At 39.5% G+C, this 25,144-nt stretch carries 25 protein-coding genes; 6 read left to right on the plus strand and 19 right to left on the minus strand.

What is annotated here, in order from left to right; genetic code table 11:
* Positions 1 to 21: 21 nt before the first annotated feature.
* Complete coding sequence (locus AC27IJ_RS05855; protein WP_312441534.1) at positions 22 to 510, minus strand: MarR family transcriptional regulator; 489 nt, start codon at positions 508 to 510, stop codon at positions 22 to 24.
* Between the two features lie 450 nt (positions 511 to 960).
* Here AC27IJ_RS05855 and AC27IJ_RS05860 point away from each other — a divergent pair, with 450 nt between their 5' ends.
* On the plus strand, positions 961 to 1,917 hold the full coding sequence (locus tag AC27IJ_RS05860; protein WP_487147945.1) for a CatA-like O-acetyltransferase: 957 nt from the start codon (positions 961 to 963) through the stop codon (positions 1,915 to 1,917).
* A 187-nt stretch (positions 1,918 to 2,104) separates the two neighbouring features.
* Here AC27IJ_RS05860 and AC27IJ_RS05865 read toward each other — a convergent pair whose 3' ends face one another.
* Positions 2,105 to 2,425, minus strand: a complete 321-nt coding sequence (locus AC27IJ_RS05865; protein WP_312501885.1) for a winged helix-turn-helix transcriptional regulator — start codon at positions 2,423 to 2,425, stop codon at positions 2,105 to 2,107.
* 104 nt (positions 2,426 to 2,529) lie between these two features.
* Here AC27IJ_RS05865 and AC27IJ_RS05870 point away from each other — a divergent pair, with 104 nt between their 5' ends.
* Positions 2,530 to 3,066: a flavin reductase family protein gene (locus AC27IJ_RS05870; RefSeq protein WP_312441530.1), complete on the plus strand. Its 537-nt coding sequence runs from the start codon at positions 2,530 to 2,532 to the stop codon at positions 3,064 to 3,066.
* Positions 3,067 to 3,188: 122 nt separating this feature from the next.
* Here the strand turns inward: AC27IJ_RS05870 and AC27IJ_RS05875 are convergent, their stop codons facing one another.
* Positions 3,189 to 3,710, minus strand: a complete 522-nt coding sequence (locus tag AC27IJ_RS05875; RefSeq protein WP_312441529.1) for a nitroreductase family protein — start codon at positions 3,708 to 3,710, stop codon at positions 3,189 to 3,191.
* Between the two features lie 274 nt (positions 3,711 to 3,984).
* On the opposite strand from AC27IJ_RS05875, the gene AC27IJ_RS05880 reads away from it, so the two are divergent.
* On the plus strand, positions 3,985 to 4,875 hold the full coding sequence (locus AC27IJ_RS05880; protein ID WP_312501883.1) for an AraC family transcriptional regulator: 891 nt from the start codon (positions 3,985 to 3,987) through the stop codon (positions 4,873 to 4,875).
* A 92-nt stretch (positions 4,876 to 4,967) separates the two neighbouring features.
* The gene (locus AC27IJ_RS05885; RefSeq protein ID WP_312501881.1) at positions 4,968 to 5,450 is read left to right on the plus strand and encodes a hypothetical protein; all 483 of its coding nucleotides are present in this window, start codon (positions 4,968 to 4,970) and stop codon (positions 5,448 to 5,450) included.
* Between the two features lie 89 nt (positions 5,451 to 5,539).
* Here AC27IJ_RS05885 and AC27IJ_RS05890 read toward each other — a convergent pair whose 3' ends face one another.
* Both AC27IJ_RS05890 and AC27IJ_RS05895 read right to left on the minus strand, forming a co-directional pair.
* Positions 5,540 to 7,387: an ABC transporter ATP-binding protein gene (locus AC27IJ_RS05890; protein WP_487147949.1), complete on the minus strand. Its 1,848-nt coding sequence runs from the start codon at positions 7,385 to 7,387 to the stop codon at positions 5,540 to 5,542.
* Positions 7,388 to 7,390: 3 nt separating this feature from the next.
* On the minus strand, positions 7,391 to 9,109 hold the full coding sequence (locus tag AC27IJ_RS05895; RefSeq protein ID WP_487147951.1) for an ABC transporter ATP-binding protein: 1,719 nt from the start codon (positions 9,107 to 9,109) through the stop codon (positions 7,391 to 7,393).
* Positions 9,110 to 9,364: 255 nt separating this feature from the next.
* Here AC27IJ_RS05895 and AC27IJ_RS05900 point away from each other — a divergent pair, with 255 nt between their 5' ends.
* Positions 9,365 to 9,865, plus strand: coding sequence for a cupin domain-containing protein (locus AC27IJ_RS05900; protein ID WP_312501876.1), 501 nt, complete (start codon positions 9,365 to 9,367; stop codon positions 9,863 to 9,865).
* Positions 9,866 to 9,961: 96 nt separating this feature from the next.
* On the opposite strand, the gene AC27IJ_RS05905 is transcribed toward AC27IJ_RS05900, so the two are convergent.
* From AC27IJ_RS05905 to AC27IJ_RS05965, 13 genes are all read right to left on the minus strand, one after another.
* The gene (locus tag AC27IJ_RS05905; RefSeq protein ID WP_312501874.1) at positions 9,962 to 11,302 is read right to left on the minus strand and encodes an MATE family efflux transporter; all 1,341 of its coding nucleotides are present in this window, start codon (positions 11,300 to 11,302) and stop codon (positions 9,962 to 9,964) included.
* Positions 11,287 to 12,093, minus strand: a complete 807-nt coding sequence (locus AC27IJ_RS05910) for an ABC transporter ATP-binding protein (RefSeq protein WP_312441517.1) — start codon at positions 12,091 to 12,093, stop codon at positions 11,287 to 11,289. The genes AC27IJ_RS05905 and AC27IJ_RS05910 overlap by 16 nt, the downstream gene beginning before the upstream one ends.
* 1 nt (position 12,094) lies before the next feature.
* Positions 12,095 to 13,189: a FecCD family ABC transporter permease gene (locus tag AC27IJ_RS05915; protein WP_312441515.1), complete on the minus strand. Its 1,095-nt coding sequence runs from the start codon at positions 13,187 to 13,189 to the stop codon at positions 12,095 to 12,097.
* A 2-nt stretch (positions 13,190 to 13,191) separates the two neighbouring features.
* On the minus strand, positions 13,192 to 14,226 hold the full coding sequence (locus AC27IJ_RS05920; protein WP_487147954.1) for an ABC transporter substrate-binding protein: 1,035 nt from the start codon (positions 14,224 to 14,226) through the stop codon (positions 13,192 to 13,194).
* Positions 14,227 to 14,418: 192 nt separating this feature from the next.
* Positions 14,419 to 15,459 carry a helix-turn-helix domain-containing protein gene (locus AC27IJ_RS05925; protein ID WP_487147956.1) on the minus strand — a complete coding sequence of 347 codons (1,041 nt, stop codon included), beginning with the start codon at positions 15,457 to 15,459 and terminating at the stop codon, positions 14,419 to 14,421.
* Positions 15,460 to 15,613: 154 nt separating this feature from the next.
* On the minus strand, positions 15,614 to 16,897 hold the full coding sequence (locus tag AC27IJ_RS05930) for a 4Fe-4S dicluster domain-containing protein (protein WP_312441512.1): 1,284 nt from the start codon (positions 16,895 to 16,897) through the stop codon (positions 15,614 to 15,616).
* 175 nt (positions 16,898 to 17,072) lie between these two features.
* On the minus strand, positions 17,073 to 17,582 hold the full coding sequence (locus AC27IJ_RS05935; RefSeq protein ID WP_312441511.1) for a GNAT family N-acetyltransferase: 510 nt from the start codon (positions 17,580 to 17,582) through the stop codon (positions 17,073 to 17,075).
* 155 nt (positions 17,583 to 17,737) lie between these two features.
* Entirely contained in the window at positions 17,738 to 19,405 is a 1,668-nt protein-coding gene (locus AC27IJ_RS05940) for a DUF2207 domain-containing protein (RefSeq protein ID WP_487147959.1), read from the minus strand.
* Between the two features lie 325 nt (positions 19,406 to 19,730).
* Positions 19,731 to 20,282 (minus strand): hypothetical protein, encoded by a 552-nt coding sequence (locus AC27IJ_RS05945; RefSeq protein ID WP_313259623.1) that lies wholly within the window; start codon positions 20,280 to 20,282, stop codon positions 19,731 to 19,733.
* A 76-nt stretch (positions 20,283 to 20,358) separates the two neighbouring features.
* Positions 20,359 to 20,952 carry a dienelactone hydrolase family protein gene (locus AC27IJ_RS05950; protein ID WP_487147962.1) on the minus strand — a complete coding sequence of 198 codons (594 nt, stop codon included), beginning with the start codon at positions 20,950 to 20,952 and terminating at the stop codon, positions 20,359 to 20,361.
* Positions 20,953 to 21,005: 53 nt separating this feature from the next.
* Entirely contained in the window at positions 21,006 to 21,446 is a 441-nt protein-coding gene (locus tag AC27IJ_RS05955; RefSeq protein ID WP_312441509.1) for a GNAT family N-acetyltransferase, read from the minus strand.
* A gap of 313 nt (positions 21,447 to 21,759) precedes the next feature.
* Entirely contained in the window at positions 21,760 to 22,446 is a 687-nt protein-coding gene (locus AC27IJ_RS05960; RefSeq protein ID WP_487147964.1) for an MBL fold metallo-hydrolase, read from the minus strand.
* A gap of 187 nt (positions 22,447 to 22,633) precedes the next feature.
* On the minus strand, positions 22,634 to 23,491 hold the full coding sequence (locus AC27IJ_RS05965; RefSeq protein ID WP_487147966.1) for a MerR family DNA-binding transcriptional regulator: 858 nt from the start codon (positions 23,489 to 23,491) through the stop codon (positions 22,634 to 22,636).
* Between the two features lie 72 nt (positions 23,492 to 23,563).
* Between AC27IJ_RS05965 and AC27IJ_RS05970 the strand changes: the two genes are divergently transcribed.
* Positions 23,564 to 24,190 carry a GNAT family N-acetyltransferase gene (locus AC27IJ_RS05970; protein WP_487147968.1) on the plus strand — a complete coding sequence of 209 codons (627 nt, stop codon included), beginning with the start codon at positions 23,564 to 23,566 and terminating at the stop codon, positions 24,188 to 24,190.
* A 97-nt stretch (positions 24,191 to 24,287) separates the two neighbouring features.
* Here the strand turns inward: AC27IJ_RS05970 and AC27IJ_RS05975 are convergent, their stop codons facing one another.
* Positions 24,288 to 25,142 carry a helix-turn-helix domain-containing protein gene (locus tag AC27IJ_RS05975; RefSeq protein WP_487147970.1) on the minus strand — a complete coding sequence of 285 codons (855 nt, stop codon included), beginning with the start codon at positions 25,140 to 25,142 and terminating at the stop codon, positions 24,288 to 24,290.
* Positions 25,143 to 25,144 lie beyond the last annotated feature (2 nt).

Raw genomic sequence — 25,144 nt, forward strand, 5'->3', positions numbered from 1 at the left:
CTTAAAAGGAACCTGGTGCAGCTATAGTTTATCATAACATTCCGACTTAATATCCACACCCATTTTTTTTATTTCTGCATCCAAATGCTTATTATACTTTTCCGCAAAACGAATCATACTGTCTAATTGTTTCTCAGTTACCTGTTCAAACACGGCTTTATCCCGATCTTTGAACTCTCTGTGCAGTTCCTCGTGGATTTTGTAAATCGCCTCCCCTTGCTCAGTAAGCCTAAAATAGATTTCTTTCTTATTATCCGGCTTCTGATAGCTATGGATAAGGCCTTTTTCTATCAGTTTTTTAGTTATTTTACTTATGGCACTTCTGGTCATATAAAAGGACTCTGCAAGTTTTGTCACGTTGGAATCTTCATTTTCTCCAATATATTCAATACAATGTATCTCAGAAGGCTTATAATCCTTAAGGCTTTCTTTCATCTTAAACCCATCAAGCCAAATCTTCTTGTTAAATAAGTCCCAGAAACCCTTTATGACCTGTTCTTCTTTATTCATTGCCTGTCCTCCCACCTGTTGGTGTATTAACAATATTATACTGAATCTTTGTTTCTATTTCAACATAATTTATGGACTGTTTCTTCAAGCGGCAACTTGTGAAATGGATTGCAGTCTTGACAGCGTAGATAATCAGCCTCGCATTTATTCATTTTCTGCTTTTATTTCATCTATCAATCCTTCAAACCACTCCAAATTTATTAAATGGTTGGAAAGTGAATTATTTGTCAACTTCAATTGCAATAACTCCTATTTGTATTTGCAGCAATTGATTTAAGAGAATCCAACAGACTTTAATACATAATTGGGGAACTCTACGGAGCGTTTATTGAAAAACCAAGAACAAGGAGCTACAATTATTCGTGGGGAGAAGGCATGTTAAACGATAACACTGATTATTTCATTCATTTTAGATGATACGAAGATTTTATTGGAAAGGAGTAAATGAATTTGGAGCATAAAATTAAAATAGATAAGTTTCTTGATGATCACGGAAAAATAACGCAATTACCTCAAAAGCAAACCGCCAGAGCTGCAACACTCCGTTATCTGACAGAAAAATTCGAATCAAACCGCAATTATACAGAAAAAGAGGTAAACTCCATCTGTGAAGAATGGCACACTTTCGGAGATTATTTCATACTCAGGCGGGAACTTATTGATAATGGTTTATTATGCCGTGAGCCAAACGGTTCTCGTTATTGGAAACCGAAAACCGATCTGTCGGATAAAACAGATAAAGAATTAAGTTTAAATACTGCCTTTCATCCGATTGATTTTGATAACTGGGATAGAAAACAATATTTTTATTATTTTACCAAGATGTTACCTACCGGATTTTCCATTAGTGTAGAAGCAGACATCACTAACACCTATAATATGATAAAAAAGCAGAACAAAAAGTTTTTCCCTGCTTATTTATACCTGGCATCAAAACTAATCGCTGAACAGCAGGAGTTTCGCATTTCCAATTTAAATGAACAGTTGGGGTATTATGAGGTATTACATCCCTCTTATGCATGTTTCCACCAGGACGACAAGACGATGTCCAATATGTGGACTGAGTATCACCCAAATTTTGAGATTTTCTATAATAATTACATGGAAGATCAAAATAATTATGCAAACAACCATGGGATATTGGCAAAACCTGAAACACCACCGCAGAATAGTTTTATGATAGGTATGCTGCCATGGATAAAATTTACAAGCTATACACCGGTACCTTATGCCAATATCAATAATTATTTTCCGGTAATACAGGCAGGGCAATTTTTTGATAGAGAGGGGGAAAAAATTATGCCTCTTTCTATTACCGTTCACCATGCTGTGGCTGATGGATATCATGTGGGGTTGTTTTTAGAAAAGTTCAAGACTGGTATCGCTGCCCCTGAAAGCTGGATATAGTTACTATGATTATCTGACCATACTCTAAAAAAATATAGATTACCAAAACAGGCGGGCTTATGGCAAATGTCACAGGCCCGCTAATATTTACTCTCCCATTTCCGGAAACTCACGTTTCATCGCAGGGATTTAAAATCTCCATCGTATGTCATGATATTATATGTTCATTTAAGTTTTACGTATTATTTTAATCCACAAACTGATGTCCCCATTTACACATTGCATCTAACACTGGCATAAGAGACTCCCCTTTATCCGCTAGCCGGTATTCTACCTTAGGCGGTACCTGTGGATATTCTTTCCGGATGATTAATCCATCAGCTTCGAGTTCCTTTAATTGATTACTGAGCATTTTATGGGTGATATTTTTGAGAACTTTTTTTATCTCACTATACCTCATCACTTTACGGTGCCATAGCCAGAACAGAATATGCATTTTCCATTTCCCCCCCACCAAGGACAATGTATATTCAAATGGCTTTGAATATACCTCTTCTTGTTGATCCATTCTAACTCTCCTTTTTCATAGTATCTATCCTAAAAGTGCATACTTGCTAATATAATTATTCTATCATAATATAATAAATATAAAATGACAAGGAGGATAACACAATGAAAAAAGAAATTGAAATATTTGATTATACCAATGAGATTATGAAAGCGCTAAAAACAGGCGTTTTGCTGACCACAAAGACAGATGACAAGGTGAATTCTATGACAATTTCCTGGGGTACTCTGGGAATTGAATGGTCAAAACCGATCTTTACAGTTTTCGTCAGAGAGAATCGCTTTACAAAACATCAACTAGAAAAAAATCCTGAATTCACGATAAATATACCATATGGCGATTTTGACAAAAAAATATTGGGGGTTTGCGGGACAAAATCCGGTCATTCCATAGATAAAATCAAAGAACTTAACCTGACGCTTGAAACGCCTAATACTATTTCTGTTCCTGCTATTAAGGAACTTCCTTTGACGCTTGAGTGTAGAGTTGTATATAAGCAAAAACAAGATAAGCATGAAATTACGGAAGAATACAGAAACACTTTTTACCCACAGGATGTAGACAGTTCATTCCACGGTGCAAACAAAGATTTTCATACCGCTTATTACGGAGAGATTCTAAGTGCTTATATTATCGAATAATATCAAGGCCAGGCCTGATTTTGTTTGTATTCGGTCAATTGTTGTATCGCTTTCAGATATAAATAAAACCTCCTGTCATTACGGCAAGAGGTCTTTTTTTAACAATGACTGTTTACTGAGATTTAAAATTTGTTGAAATGGAGCTTTTGATATGGCAACGAATTTTCATCATAAGGCTTTTTTTCCTCCGCAGGATAGCCAATGGCAATCATACATTCTACACTATATTGCTCAGGTATCTCCAGCACTTCTCTGATATAATCCCCCGCTGTCTCTTGCTGTGTATGGAATCTTTCTCTTACTTGAATCCAACATGATCCCAGATCTAAATCTTGTACCGTCAATTGAATCATCGTTGCCGCTATGGAAGTATCCTCAATCCATACATCACTTGAATCTTTATCCGCTATAACTACAATTGCGAGAGGAGCACCTGCTAAAAACTGAGAACCAGGGTCTCTGCAAAGAGAGAGCTGCCGGATCAGATCCGCATCGGTGACGGCGATAAACTGCCAGGGTCTTATGGACCGGGATGACGGAGACAGCAGGGCACTTTTAAGAATTACATCGATTTTTTCTTTTTCAACTTCCTTATTTTGAAACTTTCTAATGCTTCTTCTGGATTTTAAAATGTCGAATAACATAAATTGCTCCTTTCTGCATTTCATAAATTTATTTTACGTAGTATATGAACGCCATGGTTTTCACCCTGTCCTTTGTGGATTGTTACCACATTTATTTTATCCTTACAAACGAAGAAAGTCAATGATACAAGCATAAGGCAATCTGATATCAAAACACAACGGTTTCATGGTATAACCTCCCTAAATTTCTATATCGGTATTGTAACAACTGCAATTTTATATTACAATTCTAAGTGTACACTGTACAATTTTAAAATTCCAGGGAGGCATAACCATGGATACACCAATCAACTGGTATGATGAATATTTCCATTCAAAAGACCGCATCGTCCTGACACAGCAGGAACTTAACTTACCGGGTATACGGCTGTTTGCCACGCACAATATCCATAACGCAATCTTTCCTCATCTCCCCCATTGCCATGAAAATACGTTTGAATTTACCTTTGTATCCAGGGGAACCATTTCCTTCTATGCACAGGAATCGGAATATGAAGTATCCGGAGGAAATATCTTTATCTCTTTTCCTGATGAGGTTCACAGCACAAATGAAGCTCCCATTTCTCTGAATGAACAATATTGGTTCCAGGTCGATATCAGCGATCCGAAAAACCTGTTATTTCTAAATGAAGAGGCTGCCGGACAACTGATCCAGGATTTAAAAAGTATAGAAAACCATATCGTATCAACAGATATCAAGGAAACCCGCCCTTTAATAGAAAAAGCTTTTGAGCTGGCTTTATCCAATGGAAACCGCCTGTTGATTGCCGGATATCTGATTATCTTCTTCCAATTGATGATTGCAGCTTCCAAAGAGGAAAGAAGTTATCTTACACATGATATCGAAGCAGCAGTCCAGTACATCGAGGAGCATGTAACGGACGAATTATCGCTTCATACCCTGGCAGGAATCTGTAACCTGTCCGTCTCACAGTTTAAGCAGAAATTCAGGCGGATCATAGGCATCTCTCCGCGGAATTACATCAATAAGAAAAAGATTAAGTTTTCAAAATTGCTGCTTCTCCAGGATATTCCCGTAACAGAAGTAGCCATGCAGCTCAATTTTAATACCAGCAGCTATTTCTCCACTGTTTTTAAAAAATATACAGCACTGACTCCCAGCGAATACATACAATCGGAATTTGTTGATAAGAGGACTAAATAACGTTAAACTTATTTTCGGCAAATCTCCAAACGGAGACTAAGCGTTGAACAATCAAGAATGAAACAAAACAAGCATTGGGGAGGAAAAGGAATATGAAAACCTTGTGTAAAACACTGGCATATGTTGAATTAGTATTAGGGACCATCGGAAGCATTATTCTCGCATACACCCTTGGTACGAAGTTAGATTATCACACTTTAAAATTTGAACGGGATGGAGCTGCAACCTTTGCCATCTTTGTTTCAGCAATGCTCAGTGTTATAATTCTCTGGGCAATATTGTGTGCTTTCTCCAAAATATTGGAAAACCAGGAAATAATATTTGAATTATTGGAAAGCCGTGATGAAACAAAACCAACCAATATCACCCCCATTTGCACTCCTCTTCCAGAGCCAGCAAAAACCTTACCGGTCCGGCCGCAGGTGCAGCCACAGACGGTCAGGCAAGAACCGATTGATACAAAGATCAACGACGAGAATTGGAAAGTATATGATGCATGGAAGTGTCCAAATTGCAAAAGGATAAATGACGGCTCTGCTGTTACGTGTGTATGCGGTACCAACAAGCCCATATAAGCTGTGATATTCAGAACAAAGCCGCCCGGTGCTGGTAACACCGGGCGGCTTTACATCGATCCTATGATTACTTAATTTATCTCTATGTTTCAGCCCCGGAAGGTCTTCCCCATCTGGCTCATGACCATTTCATAATAACGGCCTTTCTCATTCATCAGGCTTTGGTGATTTCCATTTTCAAGAATCTGTCCGTCACCGATCACCATAATGCGGTCCGCATCACGGATTGTTGAAAGACGGTGAGCGATCAGAAAGCTTGTCCTATTCCGCATGAGTCTGACCAAAGCCTTCTGTATCTCTTTCTCCGTCTTTGTATCAACACTGCTTGTTGCTTCATCAAGAATTAAAATCGGGCTGTCACAAAGAACTGCTCTTGCAATAGATATCAGCTGTCTCTGTCCCTGGCTTAAATTATCGGTGGCTGCAGAGACGTTAGTCGCATAACCTTTCGGAAGTTTATCAATAAAGTCGTGGGCATGGGCAATTTCCGCCGCTTTGATCACTTCTTCTTCCGTGGCGTCATTCTTAGAGTAGCGGATATTGTCCATAATCGTTCCGCTGAACAGGCTGGTATCCTGAAGTACTACAGAAAAACATCTTCTTAAGCTGTCCCGTCTGATATGGGTGACCGGCACCTTGTCAATCATAATTTCGCCGCTTTCCACATCATAAAAACGGGTTAACAGATTAACTATCGTCGTTTTACCAGCACCGGTCTCTCCGACTAATGCAATTACCTCACCCGGATTAACATGAAAGCTTACATTTTTAAGAATCGGTTTTGTCTTCTCATAAGAAAAGCATACATTATGAAAGGAAACCTCCCCAATGGGATGCTGGATTTCTATCGCATCTATAGGGTCTTCGGTTTCTTCTTCCTGATCCAATATTTCGAAAACCCGCTCCGCCCCGGCCAGTGCAGATTGTATTGTGTTAAACATTCCTGCTACCGAATTAAGCGGTTGTGCAAATTGCTTTGAATAACTTAAAAAACTTACAACCGTACCTACCTTCAGGCCATAGCTTACCGATAAGATTCCCCCTAAGATCGCAACAACCGCAAATACAAAATTATTAATGACATTCATCAGGGGCATCATATAACCGGACCAAACCTGAGCTTTACTACTGCTTTCACATAAACGCTCGTTGATTTCTTTGAACTGCTGAATGACCTCATCTTGCCGGTCAAAGGCTTTTACCATTTTTAAACCAAGAATATTCTCTTCAATGACGCCGTTAAGTGCTCCAAGACTTCTTTGCTGTGATAAAAAGTAAGCACGGCTTTTGGAGGCAATCGTCTTAGTTAATAAGGATACCAGCGGCACGCACAGCAAAACCGTAATGGTAAGCGGCAGATTCAGACGAATCATTACAGCCAGAGAACCCACAAGCGTCAAGATGCTGGAAATCAGCTGTGTCGTTGTCTGTGCTATGGTAGAACTGATATTATCCACGTCATTGGTAACTCTGCTCATGGTATCTCCATGGGAACGTGTATCGTAAAATCCCAGCGGAAGTTTCTGCATTTTCTCAAAGAATTCAGTTCGAAGGGCAGAAACCAGCTTCTGGGAGATCCGCAGCATCATTACACCGTTAATTAAAGTAAGCAGCCAATTGACCAGATATAGACTTAATATGATGATCAGAAGCGAAACCAGCCTGCCGGAATCCACACTCCTATCCGCAATATCAAAGGTGTTGAAGGTCTTGCCCACATAATATGGAATCGCGACTGTTATCAAGGAAGATATGACTGTCAGAATGATTGCCGCGAATATGGTCTTAGCCCACCGCATATAGATTTTAACAATCCTAATCAACGTTCCTCTCGCATTTTGGGGCTTTGCAGTTGGGGCAAAACGATTCCTTCCGACTCCCGGACGTTGACCCATGGCCGGTACTTTCGGCTGCTGCTGACTGAATTTTTCTGCCATACCTTATGCCTCCCTGCCGCTTTCAATCTGTGTGTGATAGATATCCTGGTAGACTTCACAGGACTCCATCAATTCTTCGTGTGTACCAAATCCCACATTCCTTCCATTCTCCATAACCAGAATTTTATCCGCAGACATAGCAGTTCCGCAGCGCTGTGTGATCATGATGATGGTCTGATTAAACTCTTTATTCTTAAGATTTTCCCGTACCTTTGCCTCGGTAACGGCATCCAGCGCACTGGTGGCGTCATCTAAAATCAGTATAGGAGCTTTTTTCAATATTCCCCGGGCGATTGAAAGGCGCTGCTTCTGACCTCCGGACAAATTTACTCCGCCGCTTCCAAGAAGGCTGTCATAACCACCAGGCATCTGCATGACAAAGTCTGCCTGCGCTTTTTCAGCTGCCTGCCGCAGCTCATCAATGGTGGCGTATTTATCCCCCCATTTAAGATTCTCCGCTACGGAACCCGAAAACAGTATTGGTTTCTGGGGAACCACCGCTACATTGCTTCGGACCTCATCTGCGCCCAGCACGTTTATATTGTAATTGTCCAGAATTATTTTTCCGCTATCCACATCATAAAAACGGAGCAGCAGCCAGGTAAGGGTTGATTTACCGCTTCCGGTGGGGCCGATAACCGCAAGGCTTTCTCCACTGTTTACGGTGAAGGAAAGCTCTTTGATTGCCGGAACTCCACTGCCGTTTGGATAGGCAAAGGTAACATTTTCAAAGGTGATTTTCCCGCTCAGCCTTCTGTCTTCATTGCTTCTTAAACAATCTTCTTCGCAGTCAAATACTTCACCGATCCGGGCTGTTGAAGCTTTGGTGCGGACGAACATGGTAAATACATTCGTTATCATAATCAGAGAAGTAAGTATCTGTGCCATATAGATTGTAAACGCCGTAATATCTCCCGTATTCGCCAGGTTTATCGTAAATAATCTGCTCCCAATATAAATCACAACAACTGTTCCGACTCCGACAGCCAGAGTTAAAAGAGGTGAGATAATTGTAATGACCATTTGGGAGGATATTCCCTTCTGCATTAAATTTAAGTTGGCCTCTTCAAATTTATCCGTTTCCTTCTCAAAAGTACCAAATGCTTTCACAAGCCGGACACCGATTAAATATTCCTGTACCTTTGAATTAACCTGATCCATAGCCTTTTGCAGTTGATAGAATCTTGGATAGCTGATCTTCATACTAATATAAATTAATATGGTAACGACAGCTACTACCCCATAAATAATGAGACTAAGCCGGATGTTGAGCATGCTTGCCAGTACAATACTGCCGATACAGAGAATCGGGGACTTAAGGAAAATACGCATGATTCCATTTACGAATTGTATAATCTGAGAAGTGTCATTTGTCATTCTGGTTATGAGGGAACCGCTTTCAACTTTATCCGCACTCACTTCCGAAAAAGACATAATTTTCTCAAACAAGTCTGCCCGTAAATCTGCACCCATTCTTTGGGAAACGCGGCTTGCCAGAATATTGCGTGAAACGGCAAAGCAAGCGCCTATCAAAGTTACAATGAGCATCCGCATCCCCCAGTAATAAACCTCTGTCAGAGAACCTTTTTCGATTCCGCTGTTTACGATATGGGACATCAGCGTAGGTCCCAGCAAATCGCAGACTGCTTCCAGCGTCACACACAAAACCGCTATAAAAAACGGCATTTTATATCTTCTGAAATATTTACCATAAAGCTTCATTATTTATCCCTGCTTCCGTTAAAATCTTATTCCTAAATCATTGCCAAACGCAGAAAGATTCAACTGTTCCAATCCGTTATATAAAATTTATCCTTATTATACCATGTTTTTTCATAAAAAGTATAAGCCATCTTTTAAAACCTGGTGCAGCAAAAATCAAAAAAAGCATTTAAATATATGAAATTTGTGGAATTAAATTTACATATCCAAATAATAAGATATAATAAAATAAGGAAAATCGAAAGGAGCATCACTATGAATACAGCAGATTATTTTATTAAAAACCTGGACATGACACCGCATCCGGAAGGTGGATTTTATAAGGAAATTTATGCGTCTGAAGAAAATATAACCTCAAAAGATTTAAAAGTTGACTTTGAAGGTTCGCGAATCCTTTGGACAAGTATCTATTTTTTACTTAGGGACGGAGAAGTATCAAATTTTCACAGACTGAAATCAGATGAAATGTGGTACTATCATTCAGGTTCTCCGCTAACTATTTATATGATTAGCCCAAAAGGAGAGTTTGTCACGGAACAGCTTGGACTCGATATTGAAAATGGCGAGAAACCTCAAGTATTGGTACCAAAAGATTATATATTTGGTTCCGCTATGAATCATAAAGGCTATGCATTAGTTGGCTGCATGGTTTCGCCAGGATTTGAATTCAGAGACTTTGAGTTATTCAAAAGAAATGATTTGATAGAAAAATATCCTCAGCATCAGCAGATCATTCATAAATTGACTTCCAATTAAGAAATATCTGTTTTTTACTAACCAAGGCTACACCTCTGTACCGGACGAAATGTATGCCGCCTGATGCTGGTGGAGCCTTGGTGTGTATACAAAAGACTATTGATTGAACGAAGCAGCCTTTTGCGACATAACTTTTTTGTACATGTAAAATCCTAATAAGTCTGACAAAAACCATCCCACTACGATCGCCCAGCAAATACCCGAAAATCCTCTGACAGGCGCGAATGAATAGGCCAGCAATACTCTTAATCCCTGTGACACTATGGTCATCAGGATAGATATCTTAATGGCTCCTAGACCCCTGAAAAAACCATAAAACATAACGATAAAGCCGAGCAATACATAAAATACGGAAACAATTCTAAGATAACCAACACCGACAGCTATTACCTCTGTTGCATCTTTATTTACAAAAAGAGTGATTAAGTTTGGAGCGAAAATAAAAGCGACAACACTGATTACTGCCGATAAGATTATGATAATCCTTGAAGTCGTACGAAATCCCTCCCGGATTCTTTTTATTTCTCCGGCGCCTTCATTCTGCGCGGTATAAGTAGAAAAAGAATTACCCAGATCTTGCAAAGGGGCATTGGCAACAGAGTCGATTTTGGAGCAAGCTGCAAATGCAGCCATAACAGTTGAGCCAAAGGTGTTAACTAACCCCTGAATAAGCATCATTCCAAAGCTGGAAATTGACTGTTGCAGCGCCGTCAATACGGAAAACGTAGCAATTTTATTAAATACAGAGATGCTGAATTTGAAGTCTTTCCGCTCGAAATTCAGAAATTTCATTCGTTTTATTGTATAAATGCCGCATCCCACAGCAGCAAAAGCCTGGGTAAGGAGCGTGGCAATCGCTGCGCCGGCAGTACCCATGTGCAGCACCACGATAAAGAGCAAGTCTAAAATGAGATTTGATATGCATGAGATGATCAAAAAGTACAACGGTGTTTTTGAATCTCCAAATGCCCGTAATAAAAAAGCAAATGCATTATACATACCAACAAAAACAAAACCGTAAAAAACATATTTTAAATAGTCTGCAGCATAGGCGGCAGTTTCCTCTGGCATTTGATAAAGGCTGATGATCTGCGGTAAAAAGACGGATGTCGCAATTGTAATCATCACACTGATACAAAATAAAAATATTAAGGCTGTGGAAATCGCCTGTTTCAGTTCATCGTACTGCCTGCCACCATAGAGTTGCGAAAAAATTGCCGAAGCCCCCATGGCAAGGCCTATTAAAATAGAAGTAATAAACATAATTACAGCACCTGAGGAACCAACTGCTGCAAATGCATCTGTGCCCACAAATTTCCCTATTACAATTGCATCAATAATCCCATAAAATTGTTGAAGCAAGTCTCCGATAAACAACGGAATGAAAAATTTTATAATAATCTTTGAAGGATTTCCTTTGGTCATATCAAGTTCCATCTTTTTCTTCCCTCCTGGCGCCTGTTATTTTGAGGCAGATATGCGATTGCTAAATCTCCGGTAATGGGATTAGAGTAAATTTCACAATCAATTTCATAAACCTGCCTTATAAGCTCCTTTGTCAGCACTGTTTTTGGATTTCCTGAAGCTATTATCTGTCCGTCTTTCACTACATAAAGAATATCGCAGTAAACAGATGCCATGGAAAGATCATGCAGAGCTGCAAGAACACCGATATTTAATGATTTTACAACTGATAAAATCTGAAGCTGGTATTTAATGTCCAAATGATTGGTCGGCTCATCAAGAATTAGAAATTTAGGCTCTTGAGCAATTGCTCTTGCCAATATTACCCGTTGTTTTTCACCGCCGGATAATGTCAAATAGCTTCTGTCCGCATATTCTGCCAAGTTAACTCTTTCTAACGCATCGGCTGCGATTTTATAATCCTCTATACTGTCAGATTCCATGAAGTGTTTGTGGGGTGTTCTCCCCATCATCACCATCTCGTGGACAGTAAAATCAAAGTCTGATTCATTAAATTGGCCTACCACACCCATATCTTTTGAGATGGCACGCGCCGATGATTTTAAAACATCCTTATTCCCTAAAAAGACAATTCCTTCTTGCGGTTTGATAACTTTATATATACTTTTCAGCAAAGTGGACTTTCCACATCCATTTGGTCCAATGATTCCGACAAACTGTTTATGATCCACTTGAATGCTGATATCTTTTACAATATCTGCACCCGATAAGGTGACTGATATGTGATCTGCTTTTAAATTCAATTTATCTCCCTCCAAGCCCGTAGCCTTTTTTAATCAGCATATACATAAACACAGGAGCACCAAGAAGTGAAGTAACGATGCCAATTGGCAGTTCTCCATTTGGTATTACTGTCCGTGCAAAAACATCTGTCCACATCATAAATAAGGATCCGGAAAGAATCGCCGCCGGGACCAGCCGTTTATGATCCGACCCCACAATGCCTCGAACAATATGAGGAATAATAAGGCCTACAAATCCAATAATTCCACAAGTAGAAACTAAAACACCTGTTACCACGGAGGAAATCACCATATATAACCGTCTGTAAAAATTCAAATTAACACCCAGGGTGATTGCGGCTTCTTCTCCCATTAGCATCGTGTTCATCACTCTTGATTGGGACAGGAAAAAGGCTGTTGCCAGAATAACTACCGCAGTCACAAAAGGCAAAGTGCTCCATTCTGCTGATGCCAGACTACCCATAGTCCAAAAGGATACGGAACGTATACCCTCTGAGTTCTTGGCAAAATATATGATAAAATTAGAAGAAGCACTGCATATGGCATTAATTACAGTTCCTGCTAAAACCAGCTTGACAGAAGAGGTTTTTCCTCCAATACTGGCAAGGGCCAAGACAAGTGCTGCCGCAATCAGCGCACCAATGAAGGCCCATGATGCAACCCCGAATTCTCCGAGTATTCCTCCAGCCCCAAATCCAAGCATAATTGAGAAGGTTGCTCCTAAGACACCTCCAGATGAAATTCCTAATATATAGGGGTCTGCCAATGGGTTTTGTACGGAAGCCTGCATTACTACTCCGCAAAGTGCCAGCCCGGCTCCCGTAATCATTGCCAGCAAAACCCTTGGAAACCGGATTTGCCAGATAATATCCACAAACATACCGTTTACCAATTCCTCTGCATCACCGATCTGACACCCGGTAAGTTGATGTATTAAAATTTTAAAGGATTGCTGAAAGGGTATATACACCTGTCCAATGGATACGGATATTACAACTGATGCAACGGCAGCAGCGAGTAAAATTATAAGAATTATTGAGAATGCAGACCGCTTTTGCGGGATTTTCTTTTGCTCTCCTTTATATATCGAAACCATGCCTATTCCTCCTTAAACAATTCGGGATGAACAAACTCGGCAACATCCTCATATAGGTCCGCAAGATCAAGGCTTCCGCGAACAGCATTCGTATAATCAACCACCATTACATTGGCCGTTTTAATAGCGGTAACATTTTTCAGGCTTGAATTCTCAAGTAATAAATGCTCTGCTGCATCGCTATCGGATTTTTGGAACTCGGTGACAATAATTTTATCAGGATTAATAGAAAGGATGGATTCGGCAGACATTTCCACATAGGTATCCTTTGACATTTTTATGTACTCACCACTTACGCCTTCCACTATCTCATCAATGACACAAAGGGTAGGACCGTAATAATAATACGTATCATTCTGGCCGCCCGCGAACAGCAAAACCCTTGGTTTATCAGTAGCCTGTGAGGCTTTGTCCTGAATAACTTTAATTCGCGCTTTCTGAGCCTCCACAAAAGCATCTGTTTTATCTTTAATTTTTAGTACCGCTCCCAAATTATTGATGTCCTCAAAAAAACTTTCAATTGTACGGCCCATGGTATAGTTAATACCTGGGAGTACAGGAATTCCTCTTTGATTCCAAAATGAAATATCGCCAAGGCGTTCGTCGGTGAATGCCGAAGACATAGCAACAATTAAATCTGGCTTTAGAGCGATAACAGACTCCTTAGAAGGCCACGTATCCGAAAGCAGCGGAAGCTGTCTTACCTGTTCCTCATATTTGGAATAGGATTTGTCTAGGTAGGCCAGTCCTACAACCTTTTCTTTTTCTCCAAAATGAATCATCAGCTCTGCAAGGCCCTGCCCAATTACGACAACTCTCTTTGGCTCTTCATGAATGGTCTGCTGAACTTCGTTTCCTTTATCATCATAAATAGTATAATTTATTGGATAATAACTGGTCTGTTGCGGGGGACTGGTCTGGTTAGCTGATACTTGGTTGGAAGTTCCTTTTTCTTTTGTTGACGGTTGTGAGCAAGCAGTCAATGCAGTAAAGCAAAAGATGATTGCCAATAAAATAGATGTTGTTTTTTTTAGCATATAGATCACTCCTGTATTATAATTAGTTAGTTTTAGCTAACCCACGGATTATTGTACATCATAATTGCTTATGGACTATACTGCTTACGATGCCGATTTATGTTGAGAGAATGTCTTATTAACAAATAAAAAACCACAGGTATTAGCCTGTGGTTAAAGGAGGAAGTCTTAAAACCATGTTACATGTAGAACTTATTCTGCATTGCGCAGCAAGGAGGATTCCCGGTATTTTAATGGGGTGATACCATATTGCTTTTTAAATGCTGCACAAAAATTGCTAGAGCTTGAATAGCCAATCTCATAGGCAATTTCATTAATTGATTTCTCTGTGTTCAGCAGCATGGAAGAGGCCCGTTGTAATGAATATTTCCTGTGATAGCTAAAAATAGTATCTCCATAAACCTGCTTGAAACCTTTCGTCAGTTTTTTAGGATTAATGACCAACTTTTTAGATAGGGAAAGGATACTTGGTAATTCAAACGGCTCTTCAAGCAAAATTTGAGGAATTTCTTTGATCTTTTGCAATTCATAAGGAGTGAGTGCTGTTAACTCACATGTTTCACACTTCATAACTTCGTTTGATATGATCATTGATAATGTTTCCATAACCTTACTCTCGTAAAATAAAGTACGGGTCTTTTCAGGAAGGCGGCAATTAAATATTTGCTGAAAAGCAGCAGCTATTTCAGGGGGAGCATTTAAGCCTAAATAGTACTCTGAGCGGAACTGGTCTTCCAGTTTTTCTATTGTATCATTCCATAAACCGGCTCCGGTGCTTCCAAAATAAGAGGAGAGTGCTTGCCTGTCGGCTGTTATGGAAACTCCCTGATACTTTTGCCCTGCGCAACGCCTGATTATGCCTTTCATATCCTGGGATAAAGAGAGGGATAAATTGTTTGCTTCAAAAAAGGCATCTCCTGCTTTTTCCTCTTCTATATACATGCTTCCATCGATGCAGTATTCAATTTCAAAATAATTGCCGGCTAAATCAAATACTGTCTCGATATCCTTATAAAACTCAAAGTTATAGATGAGCAGCATAACATTGCCGAGCAAATTATATATTTGAATGGTTCCTTTGCCATACTCCGGCTTTATATCATAAACGATGCCCTTCCTCATATCGTGGTTTGGCAGGAAACGAGCTTCCCCAATTTGCTCATGCATAGCTCTATATTGCTCTAACATAGCGGCATATCCGTTTCTTGAATTTATATAGAATTTATGCTCCATTTAAAAGCTCCTTTTTTGTCTTAATATTATCAAAAACTTTCGTTCAGCAAACTGTTAGTATAAGCTAACTATACTATACTGCCCTGTTTATTACCAGTCAAGTTTAAAACAGTCAAAAAAGAGGCTTCTTGAACCTAGCGGTACTGCAGACCTTTTATTGCTTTTTAGAATTTTTATTTGACAACAATTTATCCAAATATATGGATTTAAACTGTTTGCTGGCCATCATCTGCTTTAAAGGCGGTAATTTAAGAATAACTCCAAGTACTGCCGCCATTGCTCGATGATTGGCAAACGCCTGGTTATCAAATATGAGATTTTGAAGAGTACCTTTTTCGATTGCCTGCAATACAAATCTATGGGTACTATTCACCGGTGTAATGACTTGAACCTCTCTTCGCACTAATTCAATGGCATTTTTAGGACAGCTCCGAACACATACACCACAACCAAGGCATACCTCGTGATCTACTTGAGCTATCGTCTTACCCTCTTTGTTTTTTTGCATTGAAATTGCTAACACCGGACATACCTTTTCACATTTGCCGCATCCTACACATTCTATCGAAATCTTAGGTATATAATTTGTGGTGGCCACTGGCTGCATTGGGCTGAATTTTCTAGCTGCCTGCAAGGCTTCACAACAACAACCGCAACAATTGCAAATAAATGCTGGTGCTTCACGAACATTTTCTCCGATTTGCACCAGATTAGCTGCATAAGAACGTTCTAATACATCCATTGCCTCTTTCTTATCAATTAATCTCGCATGCTGCCCATTTTCTGCAAGAGAACGGGCAACATTTCCAAAAGTGAGGCAGACATCCAACGGGGCATTTATTTCACATGGGTGGCCTGCATGCAACATTTTATGCCTGCAATAACAGGTTCCAAGGCCTATATGAGTTGAATCTTCAATAATATGGCTGGCTCTTTCATAATCCAAAATATGAATTGTGTTTTCATTTGTCAGAACCGGCTCCTGTACATAGACTCGTCCAAGATACGTCTCTGTTGCGAAAAATAAATCCTTAACGAAATCTTCTTCTACATTCATGTATTGATAATACAATTCACTTAAATATTTCTGATCAATATCGCCTCTTGTCCGCATCAATGCGAATTCAATAAACCCTGCCATTGGCGGCGGCATTACAAATTGACGTACCCCATTATAAAATGAATCCACAAGTAACGCTTTCTCGCAAAGATGCTCTAAAAAAGCTTCTGCTTTTCCTTCGCTGGTATTCCAGATTTTTGCTGCTTTTTTCGCAGTAAATGGGCGAACAGGCAATCGCGCGACCCATTTGGCTTCTTTTTCTGTATATAGAACTTGCAAAATTTTATACAGGCTCTCCGTTGGCGGAGCCCCTTGCGTAAACCAGTTGATTCTTTCTTCTAAATTCTTATAGGCATCTTTGCTTGTAATATGTCCCATGGATTCACCTTCCTAATATAAAGTATGGATAGACTTATAACTATTTTATCCAATTGCTTAAGAATGTTTTGCTTTTCCATCATTATACCCGTTAATATCTGATTCACATCCTGCCCCTTTGATTTAGCGGTCTTACCCTCTTAATAGGCACATGGTCAAAAAGCATAATATTTTTTCAATCCTCTTTAATCATTGCATACATTTTCATATCAAGAATAACTTCATTTTTTATTGCATTCTTTCTCAAGATACCTTCACACTGGAATCCTGCCTTTTCAAGTATACGGCAAGATGCCGTATTACAAGCAAATGGCTCTGCAAAAATCCTCAAAATATCCGTGTTTTCAAAAATATACCTGCAAGTCTGTTTCACTGCACTTGTTCCAATTCCTTTTCCCCAATATGATTCTGCTATATAATAACCCATTTCAGCAGTTCTGAAATGAATGTTGTTACAGCGGAACACTCCAATGCTTCCGATCGCTTTATCATCTACCGTAATTGCAAAAGCATATGTCACATCCTTGTCCGCCGACAACATAGAGGTAATGTATACTTTTGCATCTTCAACGGTATAGGGATAAGGTATCCCCTCTCTTAGATTATCCTGGACTTTTTTATTATTTATGGCTAATGCTAAATTTTCAGCATCCTTTATCTGCCATTCCCGTATTTTACATTCCATTTAAATACCTCCCACTCCGCCCCAACCTATGGGGTAACGGCGTTGTATCAATTCGATTGCAAGTTGATACAACTTTTCCCCAATCTTTTTATTGTCCATCGTGTCGTCCTCCCTGTTTTATATAACACTGCGCTTATAGTGAAAGCTATGCCCCGTTACCGGCTGCCTCCACCGCCTCCGCCGGAGAAACCTCCACCGCCGGCCGAACCTGCGGCGCCGCCGATCCCGTCCGTATTTTGGGTTGGCGTCGCAGCGCTCGAAATGTGATTCGTCATGGTCACAAGGTATATCATGTTATAGGCATTGCAGCCGTACATGCCTGCGAAGGTATCAAAATATGCAGGGTCGAGGGCTTTCATGCTTTCAAGGACCTGCTCTCCGATGTCAAACAAGGCAGCGAACACAAGATAATCCCCCCAAAGCTCACCCGGGGCCGACCTCTCTTCACTTTGCCTGCGCATTTCCATCAGGTATTTCCGGAACCCCAGCAGCTTGACAGCCTGCTCAAAACCCGATACAGTAAACCGGACAGTGCCCTTTATGTCCGTTGCCGCCGCACCTGAGCGGATTAATGCTTTTTCGCCTTCACTTTTCACTTCTGCCGCCCATGCAGTGAGCTTATTATAAAGCGCTTCCGCCCGCTTTCCGATGTCAGAGGTCCAAAGAATGCCGTCACGGTCGGTGTCGTCGATTAAGATGTCGTACAGCGACCGCTCCACCCCTGGGTCCGGTGTTTTATCCACGCTAAACACGATGGCTTCTTCGTGAGACCTTTTTATAGTTCCCTCGCTTTCCCGCTCTTCTATGCGGATATAACCCGCCTCCTGCCAGCGGATAAGATACGCACCCATAAGCTTTTCACAGGAAATGCCCTTGCGAAACAGCAGCATGGCGGAATATACAGCAGGAATGCTGCCGCCAAAAGGAACCGACCAGTTCGTGTCTATTTGTTTCTTTCCGGGAAGCCGCATGGCTGTGCCGTCTGCCAGCTTGTATCGTGAAGAAAAGAAAACAACTAGAATGACAGTCACGATAATAACCACTGCTAAAACAGCAAGGACGATATACAAAGCCGTATCAGAGTTTCTATTTTCCGCAGATTCCTGCAACTTTTCAAAAGACATGTCGGCTGTGGAGGCCAGTGGGAACAAGCTTCTGTCAAAGCGGCAGAGCACATTTACATAGTCTCCGCCTCCCAAAGCTTCAGAAGAAAAAACATTAAGGCTGTCGTCGCTCCCGATCTCGACTTCCCCTGTAAAGCCATATGCCCAGATGCGGGCGTTGTTTGCCGTCAGACGTGTATCCGCCATCCGGATTTTAATATAAGCTGATTCCGGGGCGCTTGAAAGCTCCGATATAAACTGATGATAGAATCCTGCGTAGTCGCCATAATCTTTTACCAATCCCTCTACGGTATATTGGATGGTATATTGATGGTCACCATAGCCGCCGATGCCCCAGCAGAGTTCATATCCATCGGAGGTTTTAAGGATGCCGCAGGTGCCGGACTTTTCCTCTTTGGAGAGTTTTGTGTTCCAGTCATCTAGCGTTTTGTATTGCGTTCCCGACTCGTCCCATACAGCAAGGGAATGGACGCCCATCCCATCCATGTTATTCAGAGCCTTGTAATATTCTGTGCCGCCGGATACACCGCGCACATCCCAGATCTCCGTTATGACCGCAGAGCCATCACTCTGGAGAATGACATCCAGATTAATGGACGGTATGGCCTCCTCTTTCGCAAATACCGGAGCTGCGCCCAGGATGAACAGTACTGTCAACAGTACGAAAAAAGTAAGCAGTTTTTTTCGTTTTGATTTCATTAGCTTTCTCCTATCTTGTATATAGGTATCAATAAGTTGTAGACATCCCATTATGCAAATAATCGGAATGACGCATTATGCTATTTTGCAAATAGAACTATGCTTAAGTTAATAACTTTTCGATCCGACTGACGATTTCTTCCTTAGTAATTTCCTTTTTTAGCAAACTCTGTATTTCCCCGCTGCGTTTTCTCATATGTTCGTCGTTGCACACGTCTTTAGCAGTTTCATATAGTTGTCTGCCTCTACTCGGGAAAGAACGGACCAGCCTTTCCACAAAACTCCGATGATGCGCATTTTGCACATAATGGGATTCTAAATATATCTACACCTTTGGAAATAATGGTGTACTGTGCTGCTTGTTACATTGCCCCCTTAGTTTGCGAATCCTCGCATTAATAGATGCAATATTCTCTTCTTGGACAGTATCTATAATTGACAAAAAATCCGTCTTGAATGAGTCGTTTTGTTTTGCCAACTCATACAGTGATTGAATTGTATTCACCCGAACAATTTTACTTTCTTTGGGGTTGATTGCCCACTTTCTCAATATTTTAAATACCATTTTTTGTTCTTGCACCGATAAAGAAAGTCTTGATAACAATAAAGCCAAGTGCCACTTAAGCTCAATATCAGTCGCCGATGAACCTAATTTTATAATATCAGATTTATGTGGATTTAGATACTCGGAATGAACTAAAGTGATTTTTTCGATTGCATCTGCCGCCCTCATCACAACCAAACGTTCATTATCATGTAAATGTTGATAAAGAGCGTCAAATTCATTTTGATTCTTTATCTCACCGGCTACCAGATTTGCATTTCCGATAGAACGCAAATCACCGCCGCCGAGTTTTTCTTTTAGATTTTCGTTCAAGGCCGTTTTCCCCCTAAGTGCTACGGATTTGGAGCAACTTTATATCTCAAAACAGTTTTCAGCTTGTCCCAAATGCTCATTTTATACATTCGTTCATAAAACAGGCTATTGACTTTTCAGCACGTTTTGTTTGCTGTAGATTGAAATGCTTAGAGAAAGAATCTACAAACCCATGTTCAGCATCAAATTCGATGATTGACAAATGTTGTTTATCCTGAAGTTGGAGAACCAATGCATGAACATCAAAAGAATCTTCCTTTGCAAACAGCAAAAGCGTTGGACAGGCAGGGTTTAAGTTTGTGTAGTCTCTTATACGTGAGCCATAGAAAGATATAATCCCACTGCACAAAGAATTTTCGCAGCATCTCCATGCAATGGTTGCTCCAACACTAAAACCAATAACAAATACATTATCATATTTTACTTTCAACTCATTGATAAAAACATTAATTTCTTTATATACTTCAAACCCGATGTTCTTAACAAAAAAATCATATGCATCTTCGGATTTTTCATATGGAAATGGAGGATTATCAATTAAATTCGGGCAAAAGACATCATAACCAGCTACCCTATATTTTTGACATTGCTCTTGTATAAATTCATTAATTCCATAAATCTCATGTAGTACGATAATCGCCTGTATGCCATTTTCAATCTTTTTGTCCAATGCTTTGACCTCACATAATATAAATAATCGCCCTTCCAATTGCAAATCGGAATCTATGTGTCTATTCTGTTTAGCTCTTTTAGCGCCTTATTTTTGTAATTCAAATCCTCTCTTGTGCAGAACCCTTTCTGTTCCCAAAACATATTTCCGATCTCATTCCTTTCAAAAACCACAAGTGCAACTTTCTGAATACCTTCGACTTGCAAGGCTTTTAACGCGGCATCAACCAGAGCAGACCCAATTCCTCTGTTCCGACTAGCAGTTGAAACTGCCGTATGATAAATATAACCGCGACGGCCATCATGACCGGACAATATAACTCCCACGATTTTGCTGTTCGCTACTGCAGCAAAACAGGTATCGGGATTTCGTTTTAAATACTTTTCAATCCCTTTCTTCGAATCATCTATATCATTCAGCCCCATTCCGGGAGTTGATATCCATAAATCATATATTTCCTCGTAATCATTAATGGTCAATTTTCTTATCTCCATATACTTCTCCTTAACAGATTGTCTTTTTTTCTATTCTCGCAAAACTCGCAAATATTTCTCTATAGAATAATCTTTGTTGCTTGCTGACTGCTTTACAGATTGAATTAGTCAGTTTCCAGTTATGCTCATACTGCGAATCATTTGATAGTCCCGGCTCTGCCTGCTAAAGCTCCGGGAGTTAATTCGAGAACCATACACCATTCGGCATTTTTATTTTTATCAGCGACGTGAAAAATTATAAATCCATAAGTTGGTTTAAACCCAAATTTATGATAGAAATTTGGTTCTACACAAAGGAAGAAACTTAATAACCCTATATTGATTTTAAATAATATAATAAATCCGTTTTCGTCAGAGGTTCTGTGTGGCTCAAAATACAGAATTTACAATCTGTTTTCTCGATTAAATTTATCAATGCCCGTAATTTTTCTTTGTCCATAAATCCATCATTAAAGAAATCTTCACTGGTTGCATCTCCGAGAAACAGAATTTTTTCTTCTGGAATATAGATAAGTACAGTATCATCGGAGTGAGGAGATTCCGCATGAAATATTTTTGCTGTCATTCTACCAAGATTAAGACTAAGGCTCTCCTGAAATCGAATATCCGCCTGAACGATAACTACTTTTTTATTATTTTTATACTCCTTTCCGAAACATTTATCGTCATTCTTTAAAAAATCCAAGTATGCTTTATCAAAAATCTTTGTCTTTTCTTTACCCAAAAATTCGTTGGTTTTATTATGTGCGATTGACAATCCGCTGATGCGATGCATTCCAAATGTATGGTCCCAATGCCAATGTGTTATCACTGTAAAGTCGGGCTTTTTAAGCTTTTGAACTTCTAAGGCTTTATAGAATTCATCCACATGATATGCAGAGTTTCCGGCATCAATTGCAAGAGAAAATTTATCCCCTTTAATATAAGCCAGCATGGGGCGATCCGTTTCCGGTTGATGTGGATAATAAAACACTCTATCATTAATTTTCCTCAACTCCATTTGCTATCCCACCTTTCTGGTAATAAATCTCTTAATACCGCATCTATCATTTCGGGTAACACTATTTGTGTTTCGATGTTTCTGTCATCTATTTGGCAATAAACTCTCTGCATCTTCCGCATATGTCTTCATTAACAACTCCCTCATCTATCCCCGGGATCAACACAAGATCATCACATAAATAGGATCATGCTGGGTTATTGGGAAAGTATATTTCTACAAAATACTCATGGTCCATACTTTTATGAGGCAATGCAAATCGAAATTTTATTAGAAGAACGGTATCGTTCAAATCAAAATGACGGCATAATTTATATAGATATTCCATTAAATCTTTTTGAGTTCCCCAAAATGAAATGATTCCATAGTAACCGGTTACGTGGTGCCGTGTTACAAAATCAGATTTTGATGCAAATTCTAAACTTTTTTTCAATATCTTTGTATTTATCATATTGTCAAAAACAGAAAGTCCGATTGTCTCGCCGTTTTCTACAATTGTTCCGTCTGCTTCAACATTATAAGAAAACCATTGTTCAAAAGATTCCACTCCATCTATTTGTTGCAAGATTTTATTATCACCCTGCATTGTTTGCAAATCCACGTTGTAAATAGTTAAATTCATCTCTTTATTAATGGTAACGGAAGAAAAGCTGAAATCATTTTGAAATTCTGCGATCGTCTTCAGCAGTTCCATCATATCCTCCGTATAATGCCCAAGCTGGTTTAATATCTTTTGTTTTTCATAAATACGGCTGCTCTGTTCTTGTAGCATGGACAAATATCCATTAATACTTTCCGAATCTATTTTTTCCTTCATTTGATCCAGAGGGATTTCAGTAAATTTTCCTACCAGAATCATCTCCAGAATATCCAGATGTTCCAGGGAATAATACCGGTAACCACTTTGAGCATCAACGATTGGTTCAAGCAACCCCTTTCGATCATAGTGCCGTAAAGTATCCAAGGATATCCCATACAATTTGCTTACTTGCCCAATCCGTAACAATCCGTGCATCTTGCCCTCCCAAAAATAAAAATGAACCATTGACTCTTGAGCTGCTCAAGGGTTTATTGTAAGTATAGTATCTAAATAACAGTTTGTAAAGGATGGCTTGTCATGGATCAAATTACTGTTGAAGAGTATCAAAACAAAGATTTCGAAAGCGTAGTTGCTTTATTAGTACATTCTTTTAAAAGCAAGTTTTGTCATCGTCAGAATTTAAGCGTTCACGATATAAAAGATATTTTATATGCTTCTTGGGATTTGAAAAACGGTGACCCCGCCTATCTCCATTTTGTTGCAAAACAAAATCAAAATATTGCTGGAGTAATTTTAATACGCTGCAGTAAAAAAGAAAAAGGAAACAAAAGAATACCGATTATTTCCTTATGCCAAAGGTACGGCGTCATTAATATCGTACTGTTGTTTTTTAAAATGCTGCTGTTAGATGTTAACACGCCAAATGAATGCTATATAGAACATATCGCAGTTAATGAAGCATTGCGTGGGAAAGGAATTGGCATGCTGCTGCTTCAGCACGCCGAACAGGCATTATTGGATCGGGGCTACACTTCTTGGTCATTAGCGGTTGCTGGAGAAAATTCTGCAAAACACCTTTATTCCAGGTTAGGATTTAAAGAAATAAAAAAGATAAAAAGTCCCTTAAAAGGATTTTTTGTCGGAACATTTCAGTGGACTATTATGCAGAAGGATTTTTATCCCGAACTGGAACGGACGCATTGAATGTGGTTATTGGATATGGAAGTCCGATGGGTGCACCAGAAGCAGCCTTTAAGTATACCTGACGTTAGATTTATTAAGTTGTTTTTCAGCAATTACCCTATATAGATGCGGCATGTTCACGGGAAATATTCCGAAATGATGTAGGGGATATCCCTCTTTTAGTTGTAAATTGTTTTATAAAGTAAGTGTCATATTCAAATCCAGTTGAACGTGCAATCTCATTCAGACTCATGTCTGTGTGAATCAGAAGATCCCCTGCGACTTGCATCCGGTACAACTGTAAATAACCCATTGCTGTACTTCCGCATCTTTCTTTAAACATTTCATTTAGAGATACTCGGTTTAAGTGTGCACAACTGGTTAAATCCTCCAATACAATTTTATTTGGATAATTTGTGTATATATATTCTAAAACTAAATCAACAGGTGATTGTTCCGCTTTGCGATTCAAATTTTCAAGCAGGCCCAGTATCTGTATGAGATATTTTTTTATTCTGCATACCCAAAGAGCATCGCTTTGGGCAAATACTTCTGTTCCAAGCACAAAAAACCACTCAAATAATTGCGGATATGCTTTAGCGGTTACAAGGGGTACCCCGGTTTGTGAATGATCTCTGCGAAAAAGTGAAAGACCGGTTTGTATTCTCAATTTAGTTGAAACGTTGTCCTGTTTTTCAGATAATCGTGTACTGTTCAAAAAATCCGTATGAAAGCTAAAGGATTGTGCTGAAACATTGTTCCTGTTAGATATTTTTATTGTATCTTCTTTCGATAAACATAGAACGCCTGGTGCAGATATTTTCATTGGGCGTTCATTCAATATTCCTGTGATACTTCCATCTGTAACAAAAATAATTGTAAAACGCTCCTTATAAGGAAGAGTATTAAAGTCCTCGGCAGTAACAAATTCAATGTTTACAGTCCGGTTTTTATGGCGGTCAAATTGAGGCATTG

It is taken from the genome of Lacrimispora sp. YZC11 (assembly GCF_057543815.1).